The organism is Alteromonas sp. AO-Serp (genome assembly GCF_017849675.1).
GTDB lineage: Bacteria > Pseudomonadota > Gammaproteobacteria > Enterobacterales > Alteromonadaceae > Alteromonas > Alteromonas macleodii.
Window position 1 is genome coordinate 1 of the sequence record NZ_JAFLMX010000144.1, and the last position, 11,825, is coordinate 11,825.

Here is an 11,825-nt window from a genome sequence, read left to right on the forward strand (position 1 = left end):
TCACTGCAAGACCGACTGGCAAAAACCGAAGTGCTGAAGTTGACCAAAGAAGCGAACGACCACAAGAGCTGGTAAAGATGCCTTGTAAGACGCTAAAAAATCACAAAAAAAGAGGCTGCAAGGCCTCTTTTTATTAGTTGTGACTGTTGAATTAGACGAATGTGATAGCTTGATCAACGCCTCAACATTACCCCTGCGATGGCCGCGAACAGCAAGCTTGGTAGTAAAGCCCCTAAGAACGGAGGCAGCTGATAGACTAAACTCACTGGACCAAATACTTCATTAAGAATAAAGAAACCGAAGCCTGTCAGTACGCCCATAATCACGCGTGCGCCCATTGTAACGCTACGCAGCGGGCCAAAGATGAACGACAATGCCATTAACAGCATTACGCCTACCGAAATAGGTTGGAATACCTTGCGCCACAAGGCGAGTTGATAACGAGAAGGGTCTTGATCGTTATTTTCTAGGTAGTTCACGTAATCCAGCAGCCCAGTAATAGATAAAGCCTCTGGCTTAACCGCAACAATGCCTAGTTTGTCTGGTGTCAGTGTTGAATTCCAACGCATGCGGTTATTTTCATCTACTGTAACATTCGTTTCAGTAAACTTGGTTACTTCAACGTCGCTTAGCCACCAACCGTCGCCGTCGAAGGCTCCATTTTTAGCGTGAGTAATGCTCTCTAGCGACAAGTCAGGGTTAAAGCTAAATATGCTCACATCTTTGAGAGAGTCTTGGCTTAACACCTGGCCTATGCTTACAAATCGGTCGCCATCCTTTGCCCACACCAGCTTATCGGAAGAAAATAAACTACCGCCTGAAATAGCTTCAGTTCTTATCTGTTTTGCCTTGGTTTCACTGTACGGGGTTACCCACTCGCCAACGGCCATCACTAATAAGATCATTACAAGGGTCGACTTCATGGCTGAGTTTATGATGTTCCAGCGGCTCATACCTGCGGCCTGCATCACTACCAATTCGCTATTGCTAGCCAGTACGCCCATACCAATAAGGCCGCCCAGCAATGTTGCCATTGGGAAGAACTGCTCTAAGTCGCGAGGCAAGCTTAGCAATACGTAGATAAAAGCGACCAGCATGTCATAGTCGCCTTCGCCAATTTTTCGCAGCTGTTCTACAAATTTAATAAGCGCGCTTAAGCCAATAAGTACACTAAGCGTAACGGTAATAGTGCCTAACAGCGTACGGGCGATATATAAATCGAGGATCTTAAACATCTACTTTTTCCCCAATATCCAAGCGCGCAGCTCTGTGCCGGTTTTTCTGTCTCGCACAATCAACATAACACCAATGATCAGCATGATGGTATGCACCCACCATAAGCCAAGTTGAGGTGGCATTTTGCCGTCTTCTAACACTCGTCTACTTGCCAGTAGCAGCAAGAAGTATCCCAAGTAAAGCAGGATGGCAGGGAACATTTTACCAAAGCGCCCCTGACGCGGGTCGACTGCGCTTAGCGGCACAGCAATTAGTACTAAAAACGGAATGGAAAGCGGGATGGCAATACGCCACTGAAGCTCGGCTCTGGCTTCAATACTGTCGTCTTCCCACAGTTCGTTAGTAGGCAGTACGCTTACCTTACGACGAGTTTCGTCGGCGGGTTTGTCGGCAATCTGAATTTGGTATTCGTCAAATTCTACTTTGCGGAAAGCCTTTTCAGATTGCTTTCCTTCGTACTGTACTCCTTCTTTCAGTACAAGGTTTCGCGTGCCGTCAGGGTTATTAGCCACTTCACCAGTTTGCGCATACACAACGCGCACGTCGCCTTCGCTATCGTCTGTTTGATTTTGCGATAAAAACACACGTTGTAGCTTATCGTTGTTGTCTACATCGTGCACAAAAATAACCGCTTTTTCGTTGCCGGTTTGCTGGAATCTACCTGGCATTAGCGCCGATATTCCCGCCTCATTTCTGGCTTTTTCTCGCAGCTGATATTCGTTCTCTGCAGCCAATGGCGCGAAATAAAGGGTGATCGCGCCTGTGACTATCATGATAAGTACAGATAAGAACAGCATTACCCGCGTAACGTACCATTCACTGATGCCGCAGGCCCGCATTACGGTCATTTCACTGTCTACATACAGCCTGCCATGTGCCAGCATAATGCCCAAATAGGCGCTGATAGGCAGCACTAATGAAGAGAGGATAGGGGCATATAAACCTAGAAAGCCAAGCACTAGCCCAGCGGGAATATCACCGTCTGAGGCGTCGCCCAAAACGCGCACAAATCGTAAGGTGACAAAAATTGCCATTAGGATAAAGAAAATCGCTAACTGAGATTTCAGCGTTTCCTTAAGTAAATAGCGGAATATCAGCATCTCAGCCCTTCCGGAAAATTAGGAATTTTAGTGAAAGAAAGCACAATTTTGTTTAAACTTACCGTTTTTACAAGTTTTGCCTGCAATCATAAACCGTTTGCATGGTGTTTTGACGCAAATTTAACCTATATTCAATAGGTCTTTAAGCGTGAATTGCAGCGAACTAAAAAGTTATGCTGCGTATTAAAACATAAAGCAGCGCGAAACGTTACGTGATTTTAGTCATCGTGCAAACCATAAACGACGAAAAGCGAGGTGATATCGTGGAGTTTAGTGTAAAAAGTGGCAGTCCTGAAAAGCAACGCAGCGCATGTATTGTTGTGGGTGTCTTCGAGCCGCGCCGCCTAACGGCAGTGGCTGAACAGCTAGACGAAATCAGTGAAGGTTATATCAGCAACTTGTTACGCCGTGGCGACCTTGAAGGTAAAGCCGGCCAAATGTTGTTGCTACACAACGTGCCAAATGTACTAAGCGAGCGCGTGCTTCTAGTCGGTTGTGGTAAAGAGCGCGAATTAGACGAGCGCCAGTACAAAAACATAATCGCCAAAACCATTCAAACATTGAATGAAACAGGCTCGATGGAAGCGGTATGTTTCCTTACCGAACTTCACGTTAAAGGTCGCGATACCTACTGGAAAGTACGTCAGGCAGTAGAAGCAACTGAAGACACGCTTTACACCTTTATGCAGCTTAAAACCAAGAAAGGCGAACCACGTCGCCCACTGCGTAAAATTGTATTTAATGTACCTACACGCCGTGAACTTACCGTTGGTGAACGTGCAGTTGAGCATGGTTTAGCGGTTGCTCGTGGTGCGAAAGTGACCAAAGATGTGGCTAACATGCCGCCAAACATCTGTAACCCAGCGTACCTATGGCAGCAGGCGCAAGAGCTTGCCAGCCAGTACGACAGCGTAACCGCTGAAGTCGTTGATGAAACCCAAATGGCTGAGCTTGGTATGCAAGCGTATTTGGCTGTAGGTCGTGGTTCAGACAACGAAAGCATGATGAGTATTATGCATCACCGCGGTGGCCCAGCTGATCAAGCCCCAATTGTACTTGTAGGTAAAGGCCTTACGTTCGATTCAGGCGGCATTTCAATTAAGCCAGGCGAAGCCATGGATGAAATGAAGTACGACATGGGTGGTGCTGCAGGCGTACTGGGTACTATGCACACTATCGCGGCGCTGAATCTGCCAATTAACGTTATTGGTGTATTGGCAGGCTGTGAAAACATGCCAGATGGCAAAGCGTACCGTCCGGGTGACATTCTAACGACTATGTCGGGTCAAACCGTTGAAGTGCTAAACACTGATGCCGAAGGCCGTTTAGTATTATGCGACGCGCTAACCTATGTAGAGCGCTTCGACCCAGAGCTAGTAATTGACGTAGCCACGCTAACTGGCGCAGCGATTATCGCACTTGGTCACCATGCAACAGCTGTGATGAGTACGCACAATCCGCTTGCTCACGAACTACTTAATGCGTCAGAGCAAAGCTCAGATCGCGCATGGCGTCTACCGCTATGGGACGATTACCAAGAGCAGCTTGAAAGCCCGTTTGCCGACATGACGAACCTTGGTGGTCGCCCAGCAGGGTCAATTACTGCGGGTTGTTTCTTGTCGCGCTTCACTAAGAAGTACAACTGGGCTCACCTTGATATTGCCGGTACGGCATGGCGCAGTGGTAAGAACAAAGGCGCAACAGGCCGTCCAGTGCCTATGCTGTCTCAGTTCTTAATGAACCGCGCTGATATCAAGTTAGAGGACTAATCATTCATGCCACAAGTGATATTTTATCAACTTACCAGCAGTGACAATGGTGTGGCAGGCCGCGCCAGCGAAGTTATTGCATCAGCGTTTGCCAATAAGCAAAAGATTAGCGTGCTGTGCGATACACAGGCGCAGGCTGAAGAAGTTGATGAATTGTTGTGGCAGCTGCCGGCTGACCGTTTTGTTCCCCATAACCTTTATGGTGAAGGGCCGCAATCAGGAACGCCGGTGGAAATTTGTTGGCGGCCAGAGCAGGTAGCCAGACGACAAATGGTGGTTAATGTGGGGTCCGGTATGGTGCCTACACCCAACCAGCATCGTCAAATCATCGATTTTGTACCCGTGGACGAGAACGCCAAACAGGCCGCGCGGGTAAGATACAAAAACTATCAGCAAGCTGGATGCAACATGCAGTTCAAATCTGCATAAGTCATTCGCGTTTAGCTTCAATTTGAGAGTGTGTAATGGATAAAACCTTCGAACCGCAGTCCATCGAGCAGCAATGCTACAAGTCATGGGAAGAGGCGGGTTTATTTAAAGCTTCAGGTAGCGGCGACCCTTATTGTATTTTGCTTCCGCCACCAAACGTTACCGGTAGCCTTCATATGGGCCATGGTTTCCAGCAAACCATTATGGACGCCTTAACCCGTTATCACCGCATGAAGGGCGACAATACGCTATGGCAAGTGGGTACTGACCACGCCGGTATTGCTACCCAAATGGTGGTAGAACGCCAACTTAACGCTGAAGGCAAGACGCGCCACGATTTAGGTCGCGAAGACTTCATCAAGAAAGTGTGGGAATGGAAAGAGCACAGCGGCGGAACGATCACCGGTCAAATGCGCCGTCTAGGTACGTCTCCTGACTGGTCTCGTGAAGTGTTCACCATGGACGAAGACCTGTCTAAAGCCGTAACTGAAGTGTTCGTTAAGCTACACGAAGAAGGCCTTATTTACCGCGGTAAGCGTTTGGTTAACTGGGACCCAGTGCTTCACACTGCAGTATCTGATCTTGAAGTACTAAACGAAGAAGAAGACGGCCACATGTGGCACATGCGCTACCCACTTGCAGATGGTAGCGGTGAGCTAGTGGTTGCGACAACGCGTCCTGAAACTATGCTAGGTGATACCGCGGTTGCGGTACACCCAGATGACGAGCGTTACCAAGGCTTTATCGGCAAAGAGATTAAGCTACCGATTACTGGCCGTTTAATTCCGGTTATCGCCGATGACTATGTCGATCAAGAATTCGGTACAGGCTGCGTGAAAATTACGCCTGCTCACGATTTTAACGACTACGATATGGGGAAGCGTCATAACTTGCCTATGATCAACATTCTTACCGACGATGCGAAAATTAATGATGATGCGCCAGAAGCGTATCGCGGTTTAGATCGCTTCGACGCCCGTAAGCAAATTGTTGCTGATTTAGACGAACAAGGCGCATTGGTTAAGATTGAGCCGCACAAGCTTAAAGTGCCGCGCGGCGACAGAACGGGTGCGGTAATTGAACCATACCTAACCGACCAGTGGTATGTAGCCGTTGAGTCTCTTGCTAAGCCTGCAATTGAAGCGGTTGAAAGCGGCGAAATCCGTTTTGTGCCAGAGAACTGGAACAAGACTTACTACCAGTGGATGCACAACATTCAAGACTGGTGTATTTCACGTCAGCTGTGGTGGGGACACCGCATTCCAGCGTGGTACGATGAAAACGGCAACGTTTTTGTTGGCCGTACCGAGGAAGAAGTACGTGAAAAACACGGCCTTGGCAGTGACGTAACCCTTTCACAAGACGATGATGTACTAGATACCTGGTTCTCAAGCGCACTATGGCCGTTCGCGACCATGGGCTGGCCAGAAGAAACGCCAGATCTAGAAACCTTCGTGCCGTCTTCAGTGCTAGTTACAGGCTTTGACATCATCTTCTTCTGGGTTGCCAGAATGATCATGATGACCAAGAAGTTCACGGGCAAGATTCCGTTTAAAGACATCTACATTACTGGTCTTATCCGCGATGAGAATGGCGATAAAATGTCAAAGTCGAAGGGCAACGTGCTCGACCCAATCGACTTGATTGACGGTATTGATATTGAGTCGCTAGTCACTAAACGCACCGCGGGCATGATGCAGCCTCAGCTTGCTGAAAAGATTGCCAAGCGTACCCGTAAACAGTTCCCTGATGGTATTCAGGCCTACGGTACAGACGCATTGCGCTTTACCTTTGCGGCTATGGCGTCAACCAGCCGCGATATCAACTTTGATATGGCCCGTGTTGAAGGCTACCGCAACTTCTGTAACAAAATTTGGAATGCATCGCGTTTCGTATTGATGAACACAGAAGAGCACGATACAGGTCGCGACGGTGGTGAAATGGTCCTTAGCATGGCCGATCGCTGGATTTGGGCGAAGTTCCAACAAACGCTGGTCGAGTTCGAAAAAGCGCTTGAAGACTACCGTTTCGACATTGCTGCGCAAACCGTTTACGAGTTCACTTGGAACCAGTTCTGTGACTGGTATCTAGAGCTTACTAAGCCAGTGCTTAACAATGACGCCAGCACCGAAGCTGAAAAGCGTGGTACCCGTCATACGCTTATTAACGTGCTTGAAAGCTTGCTTCGCTTGTTGCACCCGCTTATGCCATTTATCACCGACACTATTTGGCAGCGCGTTGTGCCACTAAGTGCACTTAAAGTGGAAGAGGGCGCAAGCATTATGGTTCAGGCATTCCCTGAAGTTGATGCAGCGAAACAAGATGACAAAGTACTTGCTGATATCGAGTGGGTGAAGAAGTTTATCGTGGGTATTCGTAATATCCGTGGTGAAATGGATATCTCGCCAAACAAACCGCTTAATGCGCTACTTAAAAACGTAAGCGACGAAGACGCGCGTCGTCTTGATGCGGCTAAGGCATTCCTAGATAAGCTTTCCAAGCTTGAAACCGTGACTATATTGAAAGACGGTGAAGAAGCGCCAGCCAGCGCGACAGCGCTTGTGGGTGAGATGGAAATTCTTATCCCGATGGCAGGGCTTATCGACAAAGACGCAGAGCTTGCCCGTATTACTAAAGCCATGGAGAAAATCGAGAAAGACGTATCTCGTACTCGTGGCAAGTTGGGTAACGAGAAGTTCGTAAGTAATGCGCCAGAAGCAGTAATTGAAAAGGAACGCGCTAAGTTGGAAGAGGGTGAAAAAGCCCTAGCCAAACTTAAAGAGCAGTTCGAGACCATTAAAGCGCTTTAAGTGCAGCCCCTAGAACGGGGGTTATCGATACAAATTAGAAGGGTTACCGAAAGGTAGCCCTTTTTTATTAGCGATTTAACAGGCCCTAAACATAGCGCGTTTGTTCGAAAGCCGTTCCTGCATTCTCACACTTCGCTATGAAGCTTGCCAGCGCCTACTGAGCGGGCAATTATTTATGCGAATTGGTATACGAACCTATCTTTACGTTGGCGTTTAGAGCTGTTTGCCTAAGTACTGTTTTAACATGCCTATCAATGATTTTTGCTTTATTGGCTTGGTGAGGTAGTCGTTCATACCCGCGTCTATCGCGCTTTGTTTATCTTCCTTCATTGCATTAGCCGAAAGGCCGATAATAGGTACGCCAGTAAAGCCTTTTTCGCGGAGTTGTTTGGTTGCCTCATAACCGTCCATCACCGGCATTTGTACATCCATCAATATTAGGTCGTACTGCGGGGCATTTTCTACTTTTTGCACGGCTTGCTTGCCATCTTCTGCAATATCGAAAGTAAGCCCAAGGTTGGTAAGCATTTCTCCGGTGACGAGTTGATTTATATTATTGTCTTCCACTAATAGAACGTGGCCTTCTAGTGACGTCGCTTCCGCTTCTTCACTGAAATGATGTCCGTCATAACTTGCATCTTTAGATATCACCTGATGAACAAAACGCTCAAATTGCGCAGGTGTGAATGGATGCATGATAAGAGGGCCTTTCCATAGCGTGTCATATTTAGCTTGTAGCGCGCTGCCTGCACTTTCCATCACTAGGCCTACAGACTTCCCTTTTTCTAATAAGGCGTTTAACCAAGCAATATTCTGTCTGAATTCACTGAACTCATGGATATCTACAATGATATGTTCAGGTAAAGCGGCGGTATTTTTGGCATCTTCTATTGATAGCGTTGATTTAGTTGGCAGCTGTATCTGGTTGCAATAAGCCGCAGGCAGCAATACTGCTTCAGTAACATAAAGGCTATCAACAGGTAGCTGGGGTGTTTGTTCAAGCACGCCAGGTTGGTTTTTAAATGCTTTCAGCGGCAGTTCAACTTCAAACGTACTGCCTTTTCCCATAGTAGAAGTGGCATCAAGGCGGCCGTTCATAAGTTCAGTAAGCTGGCTTACAATCGCAAGGCCAAGGCCGGTACCGCCGTATTTTCTATTGGTTGAACCGTCTGCTTGAGTGAAAGGCTTAAATATTCTATCTAGCTGGGCTGCACTCATACCTATGCCTGAATCGGTGATTCGCATGGTAAGGTTTAACACGTTCCCTTTTTCGTTCAAGTTGCCGTCAAATTCAATATCTATACGCCCTTGCTCGGTGAACTTCACAGCATTGTTGCCTATATTCATAATTATTTGGGCAATACGCAGTGGGTCGCCAATTACTTGCGGAGGTATCTTTGGATTTACCGTAAAGTGCACCGATAAGTTCTTTTCTTTTGCGCGTAGTGCAATAACTGCAATGAGGTTGTCGAACAGTGAATGCAAAGAAAAGCTCACTTCCTCAATCTTCAATTTACCCGCTTCAATTTTTGAGAAGTCGAGAATATCGTTAATTACGCTCAGTAATATTTGCCCAGAATACGCTGCCTTGTCGAGATACCCTTTAACAGTAGTGGACAGCTCTTGCTGTTGCGCCAGTTCTATTAGCCCGATAATGCCATTCATCGGCGTGCGGATTTCATGACTCATATTGGCTAAAAACATACTCTTTGACGCGGTTGCTTGCTCCGCTTTTATTTTCGCCTCAGTAATCGCTTTATTTAAGCTTTCAAGCTGAGAGTTCATGGTTCTTGCTTCATCTAGCAGTTTTTCTGTCTCTCGGTTTTTATCACTAAAAACAAGCGCCGCTTTTGCTAGCTTGCCAATCTCATCTTTTCGACTGCTGCCAGGAATATTGGAAATTTGTACGCCTTGGGCAAGTTTATTGAAAACTTGAGTGATAGAACGAATAGGGCCCAATATTCGAAACATGGCAAACAGCGCTGCTGAGAGGGCGAGTAGAATGGCAACAAGAGAAAATAATTCTCCGTTACGCTGTGTACTTTCAGCCAGTGTGTAGGTGCGTTGAGTCGCAATTTCAGAGTCTGTGGTTACTTTTTTGGCCAGCTCACCGCTTAAATAGAGAAATTCATTGGCAGAACCCGCCATGACCACGTTAACCAAGAATAAATTACCTTGGGTTATCTGGGTTAGCTTAACGAAATCGGCTTTAATTTTTTCCGACAATCGCTCTACTCTTTCCTGAAGAGATGTATTTTTCGTTAGCGTTAATTTTCGTAGTGAATCTGCGGCTTCGTTGAATGCTCGAATAAAACCCATGTCGGGTTTCATCAGATATTTCAGCATTGCATTTTCTGCCCGAATAAGAAGCGTCTTTGCCTGTTCTTCTGAGGCAGTAGAGATATCTCCGTTTGTTTTAGCGTCACTCAGTATCTTTTCCAGTAACGTAATATCAGATAGGGTGCCTCTTGCTATAAGGTTATCTCTTTCAGAGCGCGCATCGACAACTTGGGTAAAATTCTCCTGATAGGCGTTAAGGTGCTCCTTCATTCTTGAAAGGATATGGTTGTCTTCCTGTATTTCCTTGTCTTCGTCTACCAGGGCTAACTTGTCGAGTTTGGTGTTAATAGTCACCATGAGTCGACTGAAGCGAGTAATGGCTGATTTGCTCGCGTTCTCTTTGAATATGAGCACGTTGCGCTGTAAGTCCACTACATCCCGTTCAAGTTCCTTAACAAGTGCAACATCAACTACTGCCTTTGACGCTGATGCCACGCCTTTGTTTAGGACTTCTTGGTTTTCTCTAGCAATAAACCCCTGTGCCAATATAAGCGCTATAAGAGCGAGTAGCACGGTGATAAGCTGAATTCGAATTGACGATAACATGTGAACTAAAAAAGCCTTATTCCATTAACGTTATGGTTTTTTACTTAACGCAACATTATGCAGTGATGAATTCGTACCACTTCTGCAAACTGTATTCGTAGGTTGGCATAACGGTATTCCATACGGCAACATTACTAAAACGCTCTTCATAACTCCCACCAGTGCGCTGGGCGCCTTGTCTAACACTAATATTTCCGTCGGGCCCTTTTAGCGGCTCTGATGCTACTTGCCCTTTGTACCAGTAATTCCATTCGGCGTCTGAAAGATATTGAGCTGAACGTTTAGGGTTGGAAATATAGTAGCCTTGTCTGGCAATAAATGCGCCAGGCCACCCCGACAGCCACCAATTCATATACTCATAAGCCACGTCCTTTATTCTACCTTGTGTGGCAGAGGACATGCACATTACACCGTGCCATCCGCGGTAGCCTTCTTTCGGTGCTGCAAACGTAACCGGAATATCTTGACCGTTCAGTGCAGAGACCGCAGGCGAGAACATGCTTTCGATTGCAACCCGTCCACTTTTCATGAACTCAACAGACTCAGGGACCGAAGTCCAGAATCCATTGAAATGGTTTAACTGAGTCAACTCTATAAGTAAGCTAAACAAATCATCAAGTTCATACTCGGTCATGGCACCGATATCTTGGAATTGAATGAATCCTTTAGCTTGTGCGGCAAGTGCTAAATCGAAAAGTCCGATAGTGGGGTCGTTGACTATGCCCACTTTTCCTGAATAGCGACTGTCTAAAAGCCAGCCCCAGCTTTCTTCTTGCCCTTGCAGTTCTTTGGGTAACTTTGATGTGTCATAGCCAAAAGAGTCAACATTGTGCACATAAGGTAAAAAACTAATTGTGTCAGTATGGTTGGCGCCTAGTGTGCCGTCGTCCTGAACATTAATAATTTTATGCGGTGCGTCGCCAGCGCCCATTCGCGCGTTCTCGGTAAGTTTTCCGGTTTTGCTTAAATCGTTTATTTCTTCCCAATACTGAAGGCGCTTCTTCTCTATGGGCTGAATAGCATGAGCGCGCCACAATACATTAATGCTATTAGACCACTGCTCATAAAGGTCGAATGACGAGGGGGTCATCGACGCCTTTTGAAGAACGGTTGCACTGCCACCCGGCTCGAACTCAATATTAATGCCTAAGTCTTCCATGGCGCGCTGACGAATGGCTTCTTGAAGCGTGACATGGGTGCCTAATACGCGCAGCGTCGGTTTTTCTTTTCCGATTGAAAAAGGGGTAATGCCCGCAGTAAGACCAAAGGCGAGACCGCCTTTTAACAAGGTACGGCGCTGGAAAGAAGAAGCGACGTTTTTATCTGAGTTTGAAGGCATTAACGTACGTCCATAGTAAACGATGACCCTCCATTATTCTGGCATCTATTTCATAGAGTTACCAAAAAATGTTACCCCATAGTTAAAAATAAAATGTTGCTTTGACATATTTGGTAACACATCAAAATTAGCGAGTAGTAAAATTTTGTATTATAAAGATATCAAAATGATATCAAAGGTGAGTGATATGAAAGAAAAGAAAGGGTTTTCGGTAAACGGTTATTTGATGATCTGTGTTTTGCTAGTCGCACAGGTT

7 protein-coding genes and 1 pseudogene are annotated in these 11,825 nt (G+C 46.5%); 4 read left to right on the top strand and 4 right to left on the bottom strand.

All coding sequences use genetic code 11. The features are described from left to right. Nucleotides 1-75 (top strand): annotated as a pseudogene (locus QVA83_RS22440) (RDD family protein); the annotation flags it as partial. Nucleotides 76-173: 98 nt separating this feature from the next. Here QVA83_RS22440 and lptG read toward each other — a convergent pair. After that, a complete protein-coding gene (gene lptG, locus QVA83_RS10415) occupies nt 174-1,235 on the bottom strand; it encodes an LPS export ABC transporter permease LptG (RefSeq protein WP_014977294.1) in 1,062 nt (353 codons plus the stop codon). After that, nucleotides 1,236-2,336, bottom strand: coding sequence for an LPS export ABC transporter permease LptF (gene lptF / locus QVA83_RS10420; RefSeq protein WP_014950603.1), 1,101 nt, complete (start codon nt 2,334-2,336; stop codon nt 1,236-1,238). It abuts the gene before it with no gap. A 263-nt stretch (nt 2,337-2,599) separates the two neighbouring features. Between lptF and pepA the strand changes: the two genes are divergently transcribed. Genes pepA through QVA83_RS10435 form a run of 3 tightly spaced genes read left to right on the top strand, consistent with a single transcriptional unit; the run spans nt 2,600 to nt 7,344 of the window. Then, nucleotides 2,600-4,105, top strand: a complete 1,506-nt coding sequence (pepA, locus tag QVA83_RS10425) for a leucyl aminopeptidase (RefSeq protein WP_014950602.1) — start codon at nt 2,600-2,602, stop codon at nt 4,103-4,105. A 6-nt stretch (nt 4,106-4,111) separates the two neighbouring features. Then, nucleotides 4,112-4,534, top strand: a complete 423-nt coding sequence (locus QVA83_RS10430; RefSeq protein ID WP_039226120.1) for a DNA polymerase III subunit chi — start codon at nt 4,112-4,114, stop codon at nt 4,532-4,534. Nucleotides 4,535-4,569: 35 nt separating this feature from the next. Continuing rightward, on the top strand, nt 4,570-7,344 hold the full coding sequence (locus QVA83_RS10435) for a valine--tRNA ligase (protein ID WP_039226123.1): 2,775 nt from the start codon (nt 4,570-4,572) through the stop codon (nt 7,342-7,344). A gap of 213 nt (nt 7,345-7,557) precedes the next feature. On the opposite strand, the gene QVA83_RS10440 is transcribed toward QVA83_RS10435, so the two are convergent. Next, the gene (locus QVA83_RS10440) at nt 7,558-10,230 is read right to left on the bottom strand and encodes a hybrid sensor histidine kinase/response regulator (RefSeq protein WP_287498445.1); all 2,673 of its coding nucleotides are present in this window, start codon (nt 10,228-10,230) and stop codon (nt 7,558-7,560) included. Nucleotides 10,231-10,285: 55 nt separating this feature from the next. Further along, nucleotides 10,286-11,569 (bottom strand): ABC transporter substrate-binding protein, encoded by a 1,284-nt coding sequence (locus QVA83_RS10445; protein WP_287498446.1) that lies wholly within the window; start codon nt 11,567-11,569, stop codon nt 10,286-10,288. Nucleotides 11,570-11,825: the final 256 nt, after the last annotated feature.

Coding starts and splice junctions, on each gene's coding strand:
- QVA83_RS10445 (WP_287498446.1), bottom strand. CDS start 11,569: ATGCCTTCAAACTCAGATAAAAACGTCGCTTCTTCTTTCCAGCGCCGT.
- QVA83_RS10440 (WP_287498445.1), bottom strand. CDS start 10,230: ATGTTATCGTCAATTCGAATTCAGCTTATCACCGTGCTACTCGCTCTT.
- lptF (WP_014950603.1), bottom strand. CDS start 2,336: ATGCTGATATTCCGCTATTTACTTAAGGAAACGCTGAAATCTCAGTTA.
- QVA83_RS10430 (WP_039226120.1), top strand. CDS start 4,112: ATGCCACAAGTGATATTTTATCAACTTACCAGCAGTGACAATGGTGTG.
- QVA83_RS10435 (WP_039226123.1), top strand. CDS start 4,570: ATGGATAAAACCTTCGAACCGCAGTCCATCGAGCAGCAATGCTACAAG.
- lptG (WP_014977294.1), bottom strand. CDS start 1,235: ATGTTTAAGATCCTCGATTTATATATCGCCCGTACGCTGTTAGGCACT.